Below are 19211 nucleotides of genomic sequence, written 5' to 3'. Positions count from 1 at the left end.
AGGTTCAGCGCTTGCGGGCCGTGGTCTTCTTCGCGGTGGTGGTCTTGCGCGCGGTGGTCTTCTTGGCGGGCGCCTTCTTGGCGACGGCCTTCTTGGCGGGCGCGGTCTTCTTCGCCGTGGTGGTCTTCTTGGCCGCGGCGGTCTTGGCCGTGGTGGCCTTCTTCGCGGCGGTGGTCTTGGCCGTGGTGGCCTTCTTCGCCGGGGTGGTCTTCTTCGCGGCGGCGGTGGTGGTCTTCTTGGCGGCCGTGGCCTTGGTGGCGGTGGCCTTCTTGGCCGGTGCCGCCTTCTTGGCGGTGGTGGCCTTCTTGGCGGCGGCCTTCTTGACCGTGGAGCGGCTGCCCGCCGAGGCGGCGGCGGCCATCAGGCTGCCCTTGGGGGCCTTCTTGACGGCGACCTCGTCCCCCTTCGGGAGCTTCTTGGTGCCGCTGACCAGGTCCTTGAAGCCCTGACCGGCGCGGAAGCGGGGCACGGAGGTCTTCTTGACCCGTACGCGCTCACCCGTCTGCGGGTTGCGGGCGTAACGGGCCGGCCGGTCGACCTTCTCGAACGAGCCGAAGCCCGTGACCGAGACCCGGTCGCCCGCGACCACCGCGCGGACCATCGCGTCGAGTACGGCGTCGACAGCGTCAGCGGCCTGCTGGCGGCCGCCGAGCTTGTCGGCAATCGCTTCTACGAGCTGCGCCTTGTTCACGTCTTCCCCTTCGGAGACATCGCCAGAACGAATGTGTTCAAGCTTATTTCGCACGTTAGGCGGATATATACCGCAAATCAAACACGAAACGGGCTTATCACCCTAGTGCCGCAACGGCGGGGGCCGTTGCGGAGTTCCTTCGCATCAGTCGCCTTCAGGGAATCGACCCTCGTCGAGGTCCTTCATCAACCTGTCCAGGCGCCTTGCCGCATCGGCGAGATCGTGCTTCGCCGCGGCCGTGACGACCAACAGCTTCCGGGTCAGCGCCATCCTTACGCCCTCCGGGACTTGCAGTGTGCGCACCCTTGCGTGTGCTTCTTTCAACCGGTCCGCGACGAGTTCGTAGAGCTCGAGTTGACTGTCGCGTTCCATGCACAGATTGTGCCATCTGGGGCGAGTTGTCGCCTCACGGGCCCTCAACAAACGGCTGTGCCCCCCGCCGGACGGCGGGGGGCACAGGGTGGTCCGAAGTGACGCCCGGACCTGGAAATGCGCTGATCAGGCGGGAATCACAGGGTAATCGTGCGCGGCTTCCAGGACGGCCGGGCGCTTTCGTAGCGGGCGATGTCGGCTTCGTTCTGAAGGGTGAGGGAGATGTCGTCCAGTCCCTCCAGGAGCCGCCAGCGGGCGTTGTCGTCGAGTTCGAACTCCGCCTCGATTCCGGCCGCACGGACCTGCCGGGCGACCAGGTCGACGGTGATCTCGGCGGTCGGGTCGGCCTCGGTCAGCTCCCACAGCCGGTCGACGGTCTCCTGCGGCAGAACGACGGTCAGCAGGCCGTTCTTGAGGGAGTTGCCGCGGAAGATGTCGGCGAAGCGGGAGGAGATGACGGTCTTGAAGCCGAAGTTCTGCAGCGCCCAGACCGCGTGCTCGCGGGAGGAACCGGTACCGAAGTCGGGGCCGGCGACCAGGACGGTCGCGCCCTGGCGTTCGGGGCGGTTCGTGATGAACTCGGGGTCCTTGCGCCAGGCCTCGAAGAGCCCGTCCTCGAACCCGTCCCGGGTGATCTTCTTCAGCCAGTGGGCCGGGATGATCTGGTCGGTGTCGACGTTGCTGCGGCGCAGCGGGACGGCCCGGCCGGTGTGCGTGGTGAAGGCTTCCATGGTTATCGGGCTCCGGCGGTGGCGGTGGCGGGGGCGTCGGTGAGGTCGGCGGGCGAGGCCAGGTGGCCCAGCACAGCGGTGGCGGCGGCCACCGGCGGGGAGACCAGGTGGGTCCGGCCGCCCTTGCCCTGCCGGCCCTCGAAGTTGCGGTTGGAGGTGGACGCGGAGCGCTCACCGGGGGCCAGTTGGTCGGGGTTCATGCCCAGGCACATCGAGCAGCCGGCGTGCCGCCACTCCGCACCGGCCTCCTTGAAGACCTTGTCCAGGCCCTCCTCGACGGCCTGCAGGGCCACCCGTACGGAGCCGGGGACGACCAGCATCCGTACCCCGTCGGCGACTTTGCGGCCCTGGATGACCTCGGCCACGGCGCGCAGGTCCTCGATCCGGCCGTTGGTGCAGGAACCTACGAAGACGGTGTCCACCTTGATGTCCCGCAGCGGCTGGCCGGCGGTCAACCCCATGTACTCCAGGGCCTTTTCGGCGGCGAGGCGCTCCGAAGGGTCCTCGTACGAAGCCGGGTCGGGGACCGACTCGGACAGCGGGGCGCCCTGGCCGGGGTTGGTGCCCCAGGTGACGAACGGGGTCAGCGTGGAGCCGTCGATGACGACCTCGGCGTCGAAGACCGCGTCGTCGTCGGTGCGCAGGGTCTGCCAGTACGCGACGGCGGCTTCCCAGTCCTCGCCCTCGGGCGCGTGGTCGCGGCCGCGGAGGTAGTCGAAGGTGGTGGCGTCGGGGGCGATCATGCCCGCGCGGGCGCCGGCCTCGATCGACATGTTGCAGATGGTCATGCGGGCCTCCATCGAGAGCTTCTCGATGGCCTCGCCGCGGTACTCCAGGACGTAGCCCTGGCCGCCGCCGGTGCCGATCCTGGCGATGATCGCCAGGATCAGGTCCTTGGCGGTGACGCCCTCGGCGAGCTCGCCGGTGACCGTGATCGCCATGGTCTTGGGACGGGCCAGGGGCAGGGTCTGGGTGGCCAGGACGTGCTCGACCTGGCTGGTGCCGATGCCGAAGGCCAGGGCGCCGAAGGCGCCGTGCGTGGAGGTATGGGAGTCACCGCAGACCACGGTGGTGCCGGGCTGGGTCAGGCCCAGCTGCGGTCCCACGACGTGGACGACGCCCTGCTCGACGTCACCCAGCGGGTGCAGCCGGACACCGAACTCGGCACAGTTCTTGCGCAGGGTCTCCAGCTGGGCGCGGGAGACCGGGTCGGCGATGGGCTTGTCGATGTCGAGGGTGGGGGTGTTGTGGTCCTCGGTCGCGATGGTGAGATCGAGCCGGCGGACGGTGCGGCCGTTCTGACGGAGCCCGTCGAAGGCCTGCGGACTGGTCACCTCGTGCAGCAGGTGCAGATCGATGTAGAGGAGGTCGGGCTCGCCCTCGGCGCGCCGGACGACGTGGTCGTCCCAGACCTTCTCCGCGAGTGTCCTACCCATCGCTTTCCCTCCGGCCGACGGCGTCGTCGGCACTTCTCGAAGCTCGTGAGGCGGGCAGATCAGAGCCCGTGAGGCGGCCAGACCGGCGCCCGCAACTCCACCTTCGCAAGTTCCCGGAAAAATTGAACTTGCGTTTCACAGTGTGAGACGTGAATATCGTTGCATGGACAACTCTAGCGGCGTCGGCGTTCTCGACAAGGCAGCTCTGGTTTTGAGCGCACTGGAGTCCGGTCCGGCCACCCTCGCCGGGCTGGTCGCGGCGACAGGGCTCGCACGACCCACGGCCCACAGACTGGCCGTGGCACTGGAACACCACCGGATGGTGGCGAGGGACATGCAGGGCCGGTTCATCCTCGGTCCGCGGCTGGCAGAGCTTGCCGCCGCGGCCGGTGAGGACCGCCTGCTGGCCACGGCCGGACCGGTGCTCACGCACCTCCGTGACGTGACCGGCGAGAGCGCACAGCTCTACCGCCGGCAGGGAGACATGCGCATCTGCGTGGCGGCCGCCGAGCGGCTGTCCGGTCTGCGGGACACCGTGCCCGTCGGCTCCACGCTCACGATGAAGGCCGGCTCCTCGGCCCAGGTCCTGATGGCCTGGGAAGAGCCCGAGCGGCTCCACCGCGGTCTGCAGGGGGCCCGCTTCACGGCGACCGCCCTGTCCGGCGTACGGCGCCGGGGCTGGGCCCAGTCGATCGGCGAGCGGGAGCCCGGTGTGGCGTCCGTCTCGGCGCCCGTCCGGGGCCCCTCGAACCGCGTGGTGGCCGCCGTCTCGGTCTCCGGGCCGATCGAGCGGCTGACCCGGCACCCGGGCCGGATGCACGCGCAGGCGGTGATAGACGCCGCGGCACGCCTCACGGAGGCCCTCCGCCGCTCCGGCTGACCCGCCGGCCCTCCCCTCCCCGTTTCCCCGTTCTCCCGTGCCGGGGGCGCCTTCGACGCCGCACACGTCCAGTCAGGCGCCCCCGGCCTTCTTCGTCCGCAACTGCGGGGACACCAACACGAGAAGGCCCTCCGTGATGATCACGGAGGGCCTTCCCTCTATGTACCCCCGACCGGATTCGAACCGGCGCTACCGCCTTGAGAGGGCGGCGTGCTAGGCCGCTACACAACGGGGGCAAGATCTGGGTTTATGCAGATCAGCTGGCCTACCTGGACTCGAACCAAGACTAACTGAACCAGAATCAGTCGTGCTGCCAATTACACCATAGGCCACTGGTGGTCTAGACCAGTTGGTACCCCCGACCGGATTCGAACCGGCGCTACCGCCTTGAGAGGGCGGCGTGCTAGGCCGCTACACAACGGGGGCCCTAGCGATCCTGCATCGAGGCGTCCGGGAGCTACCCAGGAGACCTCGCGGGAAGGATCTGTACCCCCGACCGGATTCGAACCGGCGCTACCGCCTTGAGAGGGCGGCGTGCTAGGCCGCTACACAACGGGGGCAAGCACTGCATGCGCACTGCGCTGGGGTACCAGGACTCGAACCTAGAACAACTGAACCAGAATCAGCCGTGTTGCCAATTACACCATACCCCACCAAAACTCAACCCCCCTGCGAGGGGCTTCGTTCTGAGTGGCGCCTCCGTGGTTTCCGGCCTTTCGGCCCGCCCCGGCGGCGCAGAAAGAACATTACCGGATGCCTGACCGTGCTCCAAAACGGGTATCCCCGGCCAGCACCCCAGGGAGCTGATCGAGGCCCGTGATCCGGTGCGCGCCCTCCGGTCCGGGGCCGCGGCCGCCGTCCCGGTCCAGCCATACGGCGAGCAGCCCGGCGTCGCGCGCGCCGCGGGCGTCGATCTCCGGCTGGTCGCCGACGTACGCCACCTCGGCCGCGGGCAGCCCCATGGCCTCGCAGGCGGCCCGGAAGGCCGCCGCCTCCGGCTTGCTCACGCCCAGCTCGGCGGCGCAGACCAGCACCTCGAAGCGGTCGCGCAGGCCCAGCCGGCGCAGCTTGTCCTCCTGGTTGGCGCTGCTGGAGTTGGACAGCACCCCGTGCCGATGGCTGGCCGCGAGGGCGTCCAGGGCCGGCAGGACGTCCGGGAAGACCGCCCAGGCGGCCCGGTAGTGGGTGACGTACCGCTCGAACCAGCCGTCGGCCTCGGTGTCGTCCATGCCCGGCGTGCCGAGGAAGTCCCGCACCCGGTCGCGGCGCTGCCCCTGGAAGGTGGTCCGCCCGGCGGAGAAGCGGGCCCACTGCCGCTCGGTGGCCTCCCGCCACACGGCGAGCGCCTCCTGGGGCGTCCCGTAGCGCCCGCCCAGCCCCTCGTCGGCCAGGTGCCGCGAGAAGCCCGCGGTGTCGGCCCCCGTGTAGTCGAAGAGGGTGTCGTCGATGTCCCAGAGCACGGCTCGGATCGGCATGTGACCGACGCTACAGCGAAACCGGGGCGAAAAAACGGGGAAGCACCCCTGAACGGTTCAGGGGTGCTTCCCGCGGGTGTGACGAACGGCTCAGCCGGCGAGCCTCGCCAGGGCCGCGTCGATGCGCGCCAGGGTCTTGTCCTTGCCCAGGATCTCCAGGGACTCGAAGAGGGGCAGGCCGACCGTGCGGCCGGTGACCGCCACGCGGACCGGGGCCTGGGCCTTGCCGAGCTTGAGGCCGTGGGCCTCGCCGGCGGCCAGGACGGCCTCCTTCAGGGACTCGGCGCTGGTCCAGTCGGCGGCGAGGAGCTTCTCGCGGGCCGTGGTCAGCAGCGCCGCCGGGTCGCCCTTCATCGCCTTGTCCCACGAGGCCTCGTCGAAGACCGGCTCGGGCAGGAACAGGAAGTCGACGTTGGCGGTGATCTCCGACAGCACCGTCAGCCGGGTCTGGGCGTGCGGCGCGATGGCCTCCCAGGCGGCCTGGTCGAAGTCCTCCGGGGCCCACGGGGCGTGCGGGGCCCGCAGCCAGGGGGTGCAGGCGTCGGCGAAGGCCTTCGGGTCCAGCCGGCGGACGTGCTCGGCGTTGATCGCCTCGCACTTCTTGAGGTCGAACCGCGCCGGGTTGGCGTTCACGTCGGAGATGTCGAACTTGGCGACCATCTCGTCGATCGAGAACAGGTCCTGGTCGGCCGAGAAGGACCAGCCGAGGAGCGAGAGGTAGTTCAGCAGGCCCTCGGGCAGGAAGCCGCGCTCGCGGTAGAGGTTCAGCGAGGACTGCGGGTCGCGCTTGGAGAGCTTCTTGTTGCCCTCGCCCATCACGTACGGCAGGTGGCCGAAGGAGGGGATCTCCTTGGCGATGCCGAGCTCGATCAGCGCCTTGTACAGGGCGATCTGGCGGGGGGTGGAGGAGAGCAGGTCCTCGCCGCGCAGGACGTGGGTGATCTCCATGAGCGCGTCGTCGACCGGGTTGACCAGGGTGTAGAGCGGGGCGCCGTTGGCCCGGAGGATGCCGTAGTCCGGCACGTTCTCGGGGGTGAAGGTGAGCTCGCCGCGGACCAGGTCGGTGAAGGTGATCGGCTCGTCGGGCATCCGGAAGCGGACGATCGGGGTGCGGCCCTCGGCCTCGTAGACGGCCTTCTGCTCGGGGGTCACGGTGCGGCAGGTGCCGTCGTACCCGGACGGGCGGCCCTCGCGGCGGGCGAGCTCGCGGCGCTCGTCGAGCTCCTCGGCGGTGCAGTAGCAGTGGTAGGCGTAGCCGCCGTCGAGCAGCTTCGCGGCGACGTCCGCGTAGAGGTCCATGCGCTGGGACTGCCGGTACGGGGCGTGCGGGCCGCCGACCTCGGGGCCCTCGTCCCAGGTGAAGCCGAGCCACTTCAGGGAGTCGAGCAGCTGCTCGTAGGACTCCTCGGAGTCGCGCGCCGCGTCGGTGTCCTCGATGCGGAAGACGAACGTACCGCCGTGGTGCCGGGCGAAGGCCCAGTTGAACAGGGCGGTGCGGACCAGGCCCACGTGGGGGTTGCCGGTCGGGGAGGGACAGAAACGTACGCGGACGGAGCCGTTAGCCACGCTTGATCACCTTGTTGGTGAGAGTGCCGATACCTTCGATGGTGACGGCGACCTCGTCGCCGACGTTGAGGGGCCCGACCCCGGCCGGGGTCCCCGTGAGGACGACGTCGCCCGGGAGCAGCGTCATGGCCTCGGTGATGTGGACGATCAGGTCCTCGACGGAGCGGACCATCTGGCTGGTCCGGCCGAGCTGGCGCTGTTCGCCGTTGACCGTGCACCCGATGGCGAGGTCGCCGGGGTCGAGGTCGGTCTCGATCCACGGGCCGAGCGGGCAGGAGCTGTCGAAGCCCTTGGCCCGGGCCCACTGGTTCTCGCGCTGCTGGACGTCGCGCGCGGTGACGTCGTTGGCGCAGGTGTAGCCGAGGACGACGTCCTTGACCCGGTCGCGCGGGACCTCGCGGCACATCCGGCCGATCACCACGGCGAGCTCGGCCTCGTGGTGCAGCTCCTGGGAGAAGGAGGGGTACGCGATGGGGTCGCCGGGGCCCACCACGGAGGTGGAGGGCTTGAAGAAGGCGACGGGGACGTCCGGGACCTCGTTGCCGAGCTCCGCCGCGTGCTCCGCGTAGTTGCGGCCGATGGCCACGACCTTGTTCGGGAGCACGGGCGGCAGCAGGCGGACCTTGCCGAGGGGGACCTTGGTCCCGGAGAGCTCGAAGTCCGCGAAGGGAATGCCCTTGATGATGTCGAGGACGAGCTCGTCCTCGGAGCCGGGGGCGCTGTCGCCCTCGACCGCGCCGAAGGCGACATTGCCGTCGATCGAGAACCTGGCGATGCGCACGTGTTGCGTCTGCCCCTCTGGTGTCCGCTGGCTGGGTGTCCGCCGGCCGGAGTGCGTCCGGCGGGTGTGAGGTTTCCAGGCTAACGCGGCGGGCAGGGCCTGATCGCTTGCGTTACTGCGCGGCGGGGACGGGTGCGTCCATCAGGACGGTGCGGCGCGGGTTCGCGGTCTGGGTGGGCAGCTCGACGGCGTGCTCCGGGGCCTGCGGCGCCTGCAGCTCCTCGGCGTCCTTCAGATGGGCGAGGGTGGTGCGGCGCGGGTTGGCTATGTTGCGGAACATCATCGTCGTCTTCATCGGGGTATCGGAATCCTCGGTCACGGGAGGTTGTCGGTCGGCCATCCCTTTAAGAGGTCAGGCTAAACATCCGATTCCCCGTCATTACCGGGATCTCCGGGGCCACGGTGTGTGAGTTTGCTCACCAGTCAGCGGGCATTCCGGTCATTGTGGACAGCCAATTCAGGCCCACGAAACGGACATTGCGGTCCTGAATGCAGCATTCCGCTCCTGATCATTACGACTGGGACACCTTGGCAGACTCGCCGTTTGCTGGACGTAAGTCCGATTCGCCCCGGAACGGCTTCTACACCGCGTGACGATCCTGACACACCTCGTGACCGACGCTCCGGGGGTACCGCCGCACCTTGTTGGAGATCCAGCACTGTGCTGGAATTCGCGGGACCGCCGCGGGTATCAGCCGGCGCGCAGGGGGCGCTGCACCAGCGCCAGCGCGGCGACCAGGAAGGGGAGACGCGCCGGTCACCGAAGACCACACATGGGGCCGTCGGTGCCCCACGACTCGACACCGTCCCACCGGTCCCCGGCGGGACGCCTGGTCCAGAGGTTGCGACGCTAGTGCAGGGACGATTCAAGAGGGATGGCAAGGGGTCTCCCCAGGCCCTTCAGGGCCGAGGGGACGCTGCTGCGGAGCAGGAACCGCACGGCGGGACCGACCGTGGCTTCTCGCCCCAGCACGCCCAGAACAGCGGGCCCGCTGCCGGCGCCCCCGGCGCCGGCCCCGGCCCCGACTCCCCCGCCGGTAAGGCGAAGGGCAGGGGCAAGGCCAAGGCGAAGAACAGGTCCAAGGGCGACCCGGCCGCCACGGCCGTGACGCCGGAGGAGACCGCCGGGCAGGACCAGGCGATACCCAAGGCCCCCGTGGGCTCCGGTTCCCGTCTCTCCATGCAGAACTGGCGCATCAGCACGCGACTGGTGTCGCTGCTGACCCTGCCGGTCGTCGCCGCCACCACCCTGGGTGGCTTCCGCATCAACGACTCGCTGAACAACATCGATCAGCTGGAGCACATGCAGCTCCTGACGACGATGACCCGGCAGGCCACCAACCTGGCCGCCATGCTCCAGGAGGAGCGGGACAAGTCCGCGGGTCCGCTGACCAACGACAAGTCGGGCAAGCCCAACAGCCTCGTCCAGGGCGTCCGCGACCAGACGGACTCGGCCATGGCGGCCTTCGCCGCGGCGACCGACAAGATCGACGCCTCCGAGGACAAGGACGACACCCTCAAGTCGATCCGCAACAACGTCCTGCAGATCGGCCGCCAGCTCTCCGGCATCGAGGACATCCGCAAGAAGGCCTACGCCACCGGCGCCCAGCAGACCGTCACCGAGTACAACGCCCTGATCGTCTCGCTGCTGTCCCTCTCCCAGGACATGGCCCAGGCCACCTCCAGCCCCGAGATGATCAAGCGCACCCGCGCCCTGGCGGCGTTCTCGTCCGCCAAGGAGTACGCGTCCATCCAGCGCGCGATCATCGCCGCCTCGCTCCCCGAGAGCGGCGACAAGCCGGGCCGGCTGGAGGAGAACGACCGTCTGTACGCCTTCTCCGCGCTGCGCGGCGAGAGCCAGGCGAAGAAGACCTTCGAGCTCGTCTACCAGGGCAAGGCCGAGGAGCTCCTGCAGTCGCTCGGCGACGGCAACGCCGAGGTCGGCAGCGCCGACCACTACGCCCGCCGCGTGCTGAGCACCCAGGGACAGTTCGGCAAGGAGAAGAACCGGTCCTGGATGGACTGGTACGACGCCGACGACACCAAGCTCCAGGCGATGAAGGTCATCGAGCTCACCCTGCTCGAGGACATGGAGCAGAAGGCCCGCGAGCTCAAGAACGAGTCGCAGCGCGACGCCATCATCAACGGTGCGCTGATCCTCCTCGTCCTCGGCGTCTCGCTCGTCGGCGCGTTCATCATGGCCCGGTCCATGATCCGTTCGCTGCGCCGGCTGCAGGACACCGCGACCCGGGTCGCCCAGGAACGTCTGCCGGAGCTCGTCAAGCAGCTCTCCGAGACCGACCCGCAGGACGTGGACACCTCGGTGGAGTCCGTCGGTGTGCACTCCCGCGACGAGATCGGCCAGGTGGCCGCGGCCTTCGACGACGTGCACCGCGAGGCGGTCCGCCTCGCCGCCGAGCAGGCCCTGCTGCGGGGCAACGTCAACGCGATGTTCACCAACCTCTCGCGCCGCTCGCAGGGTCTCATCCAGCGCCAGCTCTCGCTCATCTCCGAGCTGGAGTCGCGCGAGGCCGACCCCGACCAGCTGTCCTCGCTCTTCAAGCTCGACCACCTCGCGACGCGCATGCGCCGTAACGGTGAGAACCTCCTCGTCCTCGCCGGTGAGGAGCCGGGCCGCCGGTGGACCCGCCCGGTCCCGCTGGTCGACGTCCTGCGTGCCGCCGCGTCCGAGGTGGAGCAGTACGAGCGCATCGAACTGGCCTCGGTGCCCGGCACCGACGTCGCCGGCCGCGTCGTCAACGACCTCGTGCACCTCCTCGCCGAGCTGCTGGAGAACGCCACCTCGTTCTCCTCCCCGCAGACCAAGGTCAAGGTGACCGGTCACGCGCTGCCCGACGGCCGCGTGCTGGTCGAGATCCACGACACCGGTATCGGTCTGTCCCCCGAGGACCTGGCCGCGATCAACGAGCGGCTCGCCTCGCCGCCCACCGTGGACGTGTCGGTCTCCCGGCGCATGGGTCTGTTCGTGGTCGGCCGCCTGTCCCTGCGACACGGCATCCGCATCCAGCTCCGTCCCTCCGACTCCGGTGGTACGACGGCCCTCGTCATGCTCCCCGTCGACGTCGCCCAGGGCGGGCGCAAGCCCGGCCCCGGCGGCCCCGCCGGTCCGGGCGGCCCCGGCGCGCCCGGTGGCCCCGGCGCCCAGCAGGGCGGTCCGGGCGGCGCCATGGCCGGTGCGGCCGCCCGCCCGCCGGTCGGCGCCGGCGCTCCGCGCGGCCAGGTCGGCGGCGGACCGCGTCCTGCCCTGCCGGGCCGTGACGGCCAGCGCCCGCAGGGCCAGCAGCGTCCGCAGGGCGGCCCCGGTGCGCCCGGTGGTCCCGGCCAGGGCGCGTTCGGCAGCCAGGGCGCCTTCGGCGCCGGTGCGCCGGGCGGTGCGGGCCGTGGCCCGGCCGGCCCCGGTCAGGCGCCGCAGCACCAGAACCGTCCCGCGCCGGCCCCGACGGCCTCCGCCGCCGGTGGCTTCCCCCAGCAGGGCAACGCCTTCGAGCGTCCGCAGCCGGGCGCTCCGGTGCCGGGCCAGCCGCCCCTGCCGGCCACCCCGTCGGCCCCGCCCGCGCCGCAGGCGCCGGGCGGCCGCACCCGGCCGCAGCTCCCGCCGCGCGACGGCGGGCCGCGTCCGGAGCTGCCGGGTGCCGGCAGCGCAGCGGGCCAGGCCACGAGCTGGGGTGCCGCCCAGGGCGCCCCCGGTGGCCAGGACGTCCCGCGGGGCCACGACGAGCTCTCGGGTCCCGGCTCCACGGCCGAGTTCCCGCGCCCCGACTTCGGTGCGCCGATGCCGCAGGGCAACAGCACCACGGGGCAGTTCGAGCGGCCCGACGTCCGCGGTGGCGCGGACATGGGCTCGACCGGACAGTTCGAACGTCCCGACGTCCGCGGTGGTGCGGACATGGGCTCGACGGGCCAGTTCGCCCGTCAGGACTACGGTGTGCAGCGTCCCGGGGGTCCGGGTGTCGGTGCGTACGGCGAGCAGGCGCAGCAGGTGCCCCACCACCCGCAGGCGCCCACTCCGCGGGCCGAGGCCCCGCGGCAGCCGGAGGCCCTGCCCCCGGCCCAGCCGGCCGGTGACGCACGCAGCCCGATCTTCGACACGCTGGAGTCCAACTGGTACCCCCAGGAGGGCCCCGGCGGGCAGCAGCCCGCGCAGCACCCGGCTCCGCAGCCGGTCCAGCAGCAGGCTCCCCAGGCCCCGCCGCAGCAGCGTCCGCTGCCGCAGCGGGCCCAGGAGCGGGCCGCGGAGTCCCCGGCCCAGTCCACCGGCGCCACGCCGACGGTGAGCTGGCGTTCGTCGCCCAACGACGAGCTGATGCGGCAGGCCGAGCGCCTGCGCCAGCCCGCGGCGGGCGGCATCACCACCTCGGGGCTGCCGCGCCGGGTACCGCGGGCGAACCTCGTGGCCGGCACCGCGCAGCAGCAGGCCGACACCCAGTCCGGCCCCCAGGTCTCGCGCGCCCCGGACGACGTCCGTGGCCGTCTGACCAACCTCCGACGGGGTATCCAGCAGGGTCGCCAGGCCGGCAGCGCCGGCAGTACCGGGAACTCCGGGCCGGCGACCGGCAGTTACCACATCGACCCCTCTTACCAGCAGGAGCGATAGTTGAGTTCGATGAGCCAGGCGGCACAGAACCTGAACTGGTTGATCACCAACTTCGTGGACAACACCCCTGGGGTGTCCCACACCGTGGTGGTCTCCGCCGACGGCCTCCTTCTGGCGATGTCCGAGGGTTTCCCGCGTGACCGCGCCGATCAGCTGGCGGCCGTCGCCTCCGGTCTGACGTCGCTGACCTCGGGAGCCTCCCGGATCTTCGAGGGCGGTCCCGTCAACCAGACCGTGGTCGAGATGGAGCGGGGATTCCTGTTCCTGATGTCCATCTCCGACGGTTCCTCGCTGGCCGTGCTCGCCCACCCCGAGTGCGACATCGGCCTCGTGGGCTACGAGATGGCGCTCCTTGTCGACCGCGCGGGCAACGTCCTGACCCCGGACCTCCGCGCCGAGCTGCAAGGCAGCCTGCTCAGCTGACTCCTCATCCCCCGGCCGGCCGGTACTGCCGGCCGGGGGACCGGGGCCCCCTCCCTGGCCCCGGGTTCCAGTACCACCACCAGGCCGTCATCTCTTCCCCCCACCGGCCCCGTCAGACGGCACGCTGACCACTGCTGTCCAGCCCGGAGGACCCATGACCCCGCCCCCCGCCTATCCCGATGCGTACGGCGATTCGTCGTACTCGGAAGGCGACCAGCCGCTGGTTCGCCCGTACGCGATGACCGGTGGCCGGACCCGGCCGCGCTACCAGCTCGCCATCGAGGCGCTGGTCAGCACCACGGCCGATCCGATGCACCTGTCGGGCCTGCTCCCCGAGCACCAGCGGATCTGCACGCTGTGCCGTGAGGTCAAGTCGGTCGCCGAGGTGTCGGCGCTGCTGTCGATGCCGCTCGGCGTCGCCCGGATCCTCGTGGCCGACCTGGCAGAGGCCGGCATGGTGGCGATCCACCAGCCGGGCAACGGTGAGGCCGGCGGCGCGCCGGACGTGACGCTCCTGGAGAGGGTGCTCAGTGGACTTCGCAAGCTCTAACGGCAGTTCTCACGCCGGGGCGACGCGCTCCACCACCTCCGCGAAGATCGTGGTGGCGGGCGGCTTCGGCGTGGGCAAGACCACGTTCGTCGGCGCGGTCTCCGAGATCAACCCCCTGCGCACCGAAGCCGTCATGACCAGCGCCTCCGCCGGCATCGACGACCTCACCCACACCGGTGACAAGACGACCACCACGGTCGCCATGGACTTCGGCCGCATCACCCTCGACCAGGACCTCATCCTCTACCTGTTCGGCACCCCCGGACAGGACCGCTTCTGGTTCATGTGGGACGACCTCGTCCGCGGCGCCATCGGCGCCGTCGTCCTCGTCGACACCCGACGCCTCGCCGACTGCTTCCCCGCCGTCGACTACTTCGAGAACAGCGGCCTCCCCTTCGTCATCGCCCTCAACGGCTTCGACGGACACCAGCCCTACACCCCCGAAGAAGTCCGCGAAGCACTCCAGATCGGCCCCGACGCCCCCATCATCACCACCGACGCCCGCCACCGCGCCGACGCCAAGAGCGCCCTCATCACGCTCGTCGAACACGCACTGATGGCACGTTTGAAGTAGACGCGGAGTAGACGGGTTCACGTAATCTCCACGTCCCCCGGGGCGGGCTGTGTCCTACGACACGACCCGCCCCGTGGTGTTCATAACGTTTCGACAGAGGTTTGAACCTTCTTGGCCACTCGGTGCGTTCACCTGGTGCCGCTATGCGTACAACTCCCCCCGGGTTTGCCGCAGCTCGTTCTTTATGTCCGTTTTACTTGACGGACTCGTCCCTGGAAACGGCCGGATTCAACTGTTTGGAACACGGCCGTTGGACATGCTGGAATTCAACGAACTAGCTAGTAGCACCGCCGAGAGGTTGTTGGTCGAGTGAGGCGAAGCAACTCGAGCCCCGCGGACGATTCCGCGCGGGGCAACTTCACCCCGCCGCAGCGCGCGGCCACGTCGCCCCTCGACGCGCCCGTCGAGCCCGCGGTGAGCAGCGGCAGTACCAGCAGGTTCTCCCCGCGCAACTGGCGTGTGCCCACGCGCCTGAACGCCATCCTCCTCGTGCCCAGCCTCGTCGGCCTGGTCATGGGCGGCTTCCAGGTGAAGAGCGCGATCGACACCTGGAACGAGGCCAAGGACGCCGAGAAGACGGCCCGCATCGTCCAGGCGGCGGCCGAATACGGCCAGGCGCTGCTCAACGAGCGCGACCTGACCGCCGACCCGCTGCTGCGCGGCGACCGCACCAACCCCGCGGTCGCCGAGTCCTACGCCGCGACCGACACCGCCAAGGCCAAGTTCCACCAGGCCGTCCAGGGCATGCCGCAGAACCAGGGTCTGGAGCGGCGCCTGGAGCTGGTCAAGCAGGAAGAGCCCAAGCTCGACCAGATACGCAAGACGGCGTATCTCAAGGACATCGAGACCGCCAAGAAGAACCTCCCGTCCGCCGCCGGCCCGGTGCCGACGGAGGAGGGGTACGTGCTCGTGCAGCACAACCTCATGCAGTTCGCCAACGAGCTGGGCCTGGGCACCGGGAACGTGACCAGCTACGGCCGTATGGTCTACGCGATCCAGCTCGCCAAGGCCGCCAACTCCCTCCAGCGCTCGATCGGCACCCACCTGCTGGTGCGGCCGAACGAGAAGGAGGACGTCCGCAAGGCCCAGCTGATCGCCTTCTCCTCGTACGCGTACCTGGAGGACATCGCCCTCGGCGAGTACGTCGCCGGTGGTACGCAGCAGGACACCGCCCGCCTCCAGGAGGTCATGGGCAACCGCTCCGCCCAGGGCGCCAACAAGCTCGCCGAGGCCCGTGCCGCCGCCGAGCGCAGCGGGCAGCCCTTCAAGGCCCCGCCGGTCGTCAACGGCTCCGCGCTGACCGGTATGACCGAGGCCATCGCCAGCGGCGACTCCAAGGAGAAGCTGGCCGCGGGCGGCACCACCGCCGCCGCCTGGCAGCAGGCCTCGACCGCGAAGTTCGAGGGGTACGCCGAGGTCGAGAAGGAGCTCCTCGACAAGGCGGTCAAGGACACCATCGCGATCTCCGACGACGCGCGCACCGACGCGATCGTCAACGGTGCCATCGTGGTCGTCGCGCTCAGCGCCGCGTTCATCATGGCCGGTCTCATGGCCCGCCAGATGGGCCGCTCGATGCGCCGGCTGCGCGGGGCGGCGTTCGACGTCGCCGAGCAGCGCCTGCCGAGCCTGGTCGACCAGCTCTCGCGGACCGACCCGGGCAAGGTCGACACCCGGGTGGCGCCCATCCCGATCGACTCCCAGGACGAGATCGGCGAGGTCGCCCGGGCCTTCGACCAGGTCCACCGCGAGGCCGTCCGGCTCGCCGCCGAGCAGGCCCTGCTGCGGGGCAACGTCAACGCGATCTTCACGAACCTCTCGCGCCGCAACCAGTCGCTGATCGAGGGCCAGCTGACCCTGATCACCGACCTGGAGAACAACGAGGCGGACCCGGAGCAGCTGGAGAACCTCTTCCGGCTGGACCACCTGGCCACGCGCATGCGCCGTAACGGCGAGAACCTCCTCATCCTCGCGGGCGAGGAGCCGGGCCGCCGCTGGGACCAGCCGGTCCCGCTGGTCGACGTCCTGCGCGCCGCCTCCTCCGAGGTGGAGCAGTACGAGCGCATCGAGCTGTCGGGCGTCTCCGAGGCCGAGATCCACGGCCAGGCCGTGACCGACCTCGTGCACCTGCTGGCCGAGCTGCTGGAGAACGCCACGACGTTCTCCTCCCCCCAGACCAAGGTCAAGGTCAACGCCACGCGTCTGCCCGACGGCCGGGTCATGGTCGAGATCCACGACAAGGGCATCGGCCTGACCGCCGAGGACTTCGCGGACATCAACCACAAGCTGGCGAACCCGCCGACCGTGGACGTCGCGATCTCCCAGCGCATGGGACTGTTCGTGGTCGGCCGCCTGGCCGACCGGCACGGCATCCGCGTGCAGCTGCGCCCCTCGGGCGAGCAGGCCGGCACCACGTCGCTGGTCATGCTCCCGGACGCCATCACCCACGGTGGCGGTGGCGAGGGGATCCCGGACGACGACTTCACCGTCTCCTCGATCATCCCCGAGCAGCAGTCGCCGTCGTACGAGACGGCCGCACCGATGCGCACCGCCGCGGAGCTCGGCTTCGACGACTCGCGCTACGACAACCCGGGCACCGCGGCCGACAAGGCCGATCTGGACCCCGTGGGCCGCTCGCTCGTCCGTGACGAGCGCCGTGCCCAGCTGGAGGCCAACGTCGGCCACCAGCAGGCGCAGCAGCAGGCCGAGCAGCCGTACGCGCAGGAGTATCCGGAACCGCAGCCGGAGCACGAGTACCAGCAGTACCCGGGTTACGAGCAGCCGATGGGCCAGGGGTACGACCCCGCCTACGACACTCAGCCGACCGATTCCGGCTACGCCGCGTACCCGCAGGACGGCTACACCTATCCGGAGGGTTCGTACCAGGACCCGCAGCAGCCCGCCCAGGGCTATGACACCGGCTACGAGACCCACTCCCACCAGGCCGAGTGGCCTGATCAGGGCTCCTACGCCGGTGGCTACCAGCAGGACCCCGGCAGGGAATCGGAACCCCCCTCCGCTCCCGAACCGGCTCCGGACCGCGTAGGCTTCGACCGTCCGGTCGCCGCTGCCGACACCGGCCACCAGCTGACCGGCGCGGGTCTGCCGCGCCGCGGCAGCCAGCAGCAGTGGCAGCCGGCGCAGCAGGAAGCGGAGTCCGCTCCCTCCCTCTTCGACGACAGGCCGCAGGCGCGCAAGCAGCAGGCGGCGATGGCGGCGCAGCAGGAGGACGCGTCAGACGCCGGCTGGCGTTCTCGCAACGACGAGCGCTGGGCGCAGGCCGGCAAGCTCCGTGAGCCGAAGGCGGGCGGGGTCACCCCGTCCGGACTCCCTCGGCGTGTGCCCAAGGCCAACCTGGTCGAGGGCACGGCGGAGCAGACCCCGCAGGGCGGCCCCCAGGTCTCCCGCGCCCCGGAGGACGTCCGTGGCAGGCTGAGCAACCTGCGACGCGGTGTCCAGCAGGGACGCAGCGCGGGTTCGGAGCAGTCAAGTAACAGCTATGACCAGGAGCGTTAGTGTGAGCCCGATGAGCCAGGCGGCACAGAACCTGAACTGGTTGATCACCAATTTCGTGGACAACACCCCTGGGGTGTCCCACACCGTGGTGGTCTCCGCCGACGGCCTTCTTCTGGCGATGTCCGACGGGTTTCCGCGCGACCGCGCCGATCAGCTGGCGGCGGTGGCCTCCGGTCTGACGTCGCTGACCGCGGGAGCGTCCCGGATCTTCGAGGGCGGGGCCGTCAACCAGACGGTGGTGGAGATGGAGCGTGGCTTCCTCTTCCTGATGTCGATCTCGGACGGATCGTCGCTGGCCGTACTCGCGCACCCGGAGTGCGACATCGGCCTCGTGGGCTACGAGATGGCCCTCCTCGTGGATCGCGCGGGCAACGTCCTCACCCCGGACCTGCGCGCCGAACTGCAAGGAAGTCTTCTCAACTAGCAAACAGGCAGTGCGTTTCGCGTCGTCGCACCCTAAGGTGCGATGACGCGGTTCCACAGGGAGTACTGCGTTCTTGGAGTCGGAGGAGGAAGCGTGACAACACCCGGAGGACATCCTTATGGCGGCCAGCAGCCGCCGGGTGGGCACGACCAGAACCGATTCAACTTCCCCTCCGCTCCCAGCCGGCCCGCGCCGGAGCACAACCCGTACCAGCACCAGGCGTACGGTCAGCCCCAGCAGCCTCGTCCTTCGCGCCCCTCGGCCCCGCCGCAGGCACCGAAGGCCCACAACCCGCTGGTGCGTCCGTACGCGATGACCGGTGGCCGGACCCGGCCCCGGTACCAGCTCGCCATCGAGGCGCTGGTCAGCACCACGGCCGATCCCTCCCGGCTGCAAGGGCAGTTGCCCGAGCACCAGCGGATCTGCCGGCTCTGCATCGAAATCAAGTCGGTGGCCGAGATCTCGGCCCTGCTCTCCATTCCCCTCGGCGTCGCCCGGATCCTCGTTGCCGACCTGGCAGAGGCCGGACTCGTCGCCATCCATCAGCCGGGCGGCGACGACAACGCCGGCGGCCAGCCTGACGTGACACTGCTCGAAAGGGTGCTCAGTGGACTTCGCAAGCTCTAACGGCGGAGCGGCTCGCTCCACCACCTCCGCGAAGATCGTGGTGGCGGGCGGCTTCGGCGTGGGCAAGACCACGTTCGTCGGCGCGGTCTCCGAGATCAACCCCCTGCGCACCGAAGCCGTCATGACCAGCGCCTCCGCCGGCATCGACGACCTCACCCACACCGGTGACAAGACGACCACCACGGTCGCCATGGACTTCGGCCGCATCACCCTCGACCAGGACCTCATCCTCTACCTGTTCGGCACCCCCGGACAGGACCGCTTCTGGTTCATGTGGGACGACCTCGTCCGCGGCGCCATCGGCGCCGTCGTCCTCGTCGACACCCGACGCCTCGCCGACTGCTTCCCCGCCGTCGACTACTTCGAGAACAGCGGCCTCCCCTTCGTCATCGCCCTCAACGGCTTCGACGGACACCAGCCCTACACCCCCGAAGAAGTCCGCGAAGCACTCCAGATCGGCCCCGACGCCCCCATCATCACCACCGACGCCCGCCACCGCGCCGACGCCAAGAGCGCCCTCATCACGCTCGTCGAACACGCACTGATGGCACGC

General features: G+C 70.2%; 17 protein-coding genes and 5 tRNA genes. 9 read left to right on the top strand and 13 right to left on the bottom strand.

Features of this window, described 5'->3' with window-relative positions; translation table 11 throughout:
• Positions 1-4 precede the first annotated feature (4 nt).
• The 4 genes from EF918_RS09870 to leuC form a co-directional block, all read right to left on the bottom strand.
• Positions 5-691 (bottom strand): HU family DNA-binding protein, encoded by a 687-nt coding sequence (locus EF918_RS09870; protein ID WP_125643851.1) that lies wholly within the window; start codon positions 689-691, stop codon positions 5-7.
• 144 nt (positions 692-835) lie between these two features.
• On the bottom strand, positions 836-1063 hold the full coding sequence (locus EF918_RS09865) for a hypothetical protein (RefSeq protein WP_125643849.1): 228 nt from the start codon (positions 1061-1063) through the stop codon (positions 836-838).
• A gap of 137 nt (positions 1064-1200) precedes the next feature.
• Positions 1201-1794: a 3-isopropylmalate dehydratase small subunit gene (gene leuD, locus EF918_RS09860; RefSeq protein ID WP_125643847.1), complete on the bottom strand. Its 594-nt coding sequence runs from the start codon at positions 1792-1794 to the stop codon at positions 1201-1203.
• 2 nt (positions 1795-1796) lie between these two features.
• Positions 1797-3230: a 3-isopropylmalate dehydratase large subunit gene (gene leuC / locus EF918_RS09855; protein WP_125643845.1), complete on the bottom strand. Its 1434-nt coding sequence runs from the start codon at positions 3228-3230 to the stop codon at positions 1797-1799.
• A 163-nt stretch (positions 3231-3393) separates the two neighbouring features.
• Here leuC and ndgR point away from each other — a divergent pair, with 163 nt between their 5' ends.
• The gene (gene ndgR / locus EF918_RS09850) at positions 3394-4110 is read left to right on the top strand and encodes an IclR family transcriptional regulator NdgR (RefSeq protein WP_125643843.1); all 717 of its coding nucleotides are present in this window, start codon (positions 3394-3396) and stop codon (positions 4108-4110) included.
• A gap of 163 nt (positions 4111-4273) precedes the next feature.
• Here ndgR and EF918_RS09845 read toward each other — a convergent pair.
• The 9 genes from EF918_RS09845 to EF918_RS09805 all read right to left on the bottom strand — a co-directional run bounded on the left by EF918_RS09845 (position 4274) and on the right by EF918_RS09805 (position 8227).
• Positions 4274-4346: transfer RNA gene (locus EF918_RS09845), tRNA-Glu, on the bottom strand.
• Positions 4347-4370: 24 nt separating this feature from the next.
• Positions 4371-4442: transfer RNA gene (locus tag EF918_RS09840), tRNA-Gln, on the bottom strand.
• A gap of 18 nt (positions 4443-4460) precedes the next feature.
• Positions 4461-4536: transfer RNA gene (locus tag EF918_RS09835), tRNA-Glu, on the bottom strand.
• Between the two features lie 61 nt (positions 4537-4597).
• Positions 4598-4670, bottom strand: a tRNA-Glu gene (locus tag EF918_RS09830).
• 21 nt (positions 4671-4691) lie between these two features.
• A tRNA-Gln gene (locus EF918_RS09825) sits at positions 4692-4763 on the bottom strand.
• 93 nt (positions 4764-4856) lie between these two features.
• On the bottom strand, positions 4857-5585 hold the full coding sequence (locus EF918_RS09820; RefSeq protein WP_125643841.1) for an HAD family hydrolase: 729 nt from the start codon (positions 5583-5585) through the stop codon (positions 4857-4859).
• Between the two features lie 90 nt (positions 5586-5675).
• Positions 5676-7151 (bottom strand): glutamate--tRNA ligase, encoded by a 1476-nt coding sequence (gene gltX / locus EF918_RS09815; RefSeq protein ID WP_125643839.1) that lies wholly within the window; start codon positions 7149-7151, stop codon positions 5676-5678.
• Positions 7144-7932, bottom strand: a complete 789-nt coding sequence (locus EF918_RS09810) for a fumarylacetoacetate hydrolase family protein (RefSeq protein ID WP_125643837.1) — start codon at positions 7930-7932, stop codon at positions 7144-7146. The genes gltX and EF918_RS09810 overlap by 8 nt, the downstream gene beginning before the upstream one ends.
• Before the next feature lie 112 nt (positions 7933-8044).
• Positions 8045-8227 (bottom strand): hypothetical protein, encoded by a 183-nt coding sequence (locus EF918_RS09805; protein WP_125643835.1) that lies wholly within the window; start codon positions 8225-8227, stop codon positions 8045-8047.
• Between the two features lie 558 nt (positions 8228-8785).
• Here EF918_RS09805 and EF918_RS09800 point away from each other — a divergent pair.
• The 8 genes from EF918_RS09800 to EF918_RS09765 all read left to right on the top strand — a co-directional run.
• Positions 8786-12547, top strand: a complete 3762-nt coding sequence (locus tag EF918_RS09800; protein WP_125643832.1) for a nitrate- and nitrite sensing domain-containing protein — start codon at positions 8786-8788, stop codon at positions 12545-12547.
• A gap of 9 nt (positions 12548-12556) precedes the next feature.
• Positions 12557-12970: a roadblock/LC7 domain-containing protein gene (locus EF918_RS09795; protein WP_185921671.1), complete on the top strand. Its 414-nt coding sequence runs from the start codon at positions 12557-12559 to the stop codon at positions 12968-12970.
• Between the two features lie 154 nt (positions 12971-13124).
• Entirely contained in the window at positions 13125-13520 is a 396-nt protein-coding gene (locus EF918_RS09790) for a DUF742 domain-containing protein (RefSeq protein ID WP_125643828.1), read from the top strand.
• Positions 13501-14094 (top strand): ATP/GTP-binding protein, encoded by a 594-nt coding sequence (locus EF918_RS09785; RefSeq protein ID WP_125643826.1) that lies wholly within the window; start codon positions 13501-13503, stop codon positions 14092-14094. The genes EF918_RS09790 and EF918_RS09785 overlap by 20 nt, the downstream gene beginning before the upstream one ends.
• Positions 14095-14403: 309 nt before the next feature.
• The gene (locus EF918_RS09780) at positions 14404-17607 is read left to right on the top strand and encodes a nitrate- and nitrite sensing domain-containing protein (protein WP_125643824.1); all 3204 of its coding nucleotides are present in this window, start codon (positions 14404-14406) and stop codon (positions 17605-17607) included.
• Positions 17608-17617: 10 nt separating this feature from the next.
• Entirely contained in the window at positions 17618-18031 is a 414-nt protein-coding gene (locus EF918_RS09775; protein WP_125643822.1) for a roadblock/LC7 domain-containing protein, read from the top strand.
• 42 nt (positions 18032-18073) lie between these two features.
• Positions 18074-18658 carry a DUF742 domain-containing protein gene (locus tag EF918_RS09770; protein WP_125643820.1) on the top strand — a complete coding sequence of 195 codons (585 nt, stop codon included), beginning with the start codon at positions 18074-18076 and terminating at the stop codon, positions 18656-18658.
• The coding region (locus EF918_RS09765) for an ATP/GTP-binding protein (protein WP_125643818.1) at positions 18639-19211 on the top strand (573 nt) is incomplete at its 3' end. The genes EF918_RS09770 and EF918_RS09765, both read left to right, overlap by 20 nt.

It is taken from the genome of Streptomyces sp. WAC06614 (assembly GCF_003949795.1).
GTDB lineage: Bacteria > Actinomycetota > Actinomycetes > Streptomycetales > Streptomycetaceae > Streptomyces.
The sequence above is the reverse complement of the archived record's forward strand: the minus strand, read 5'-3'. Positions and strand labels throughout refer to the sequence as shown.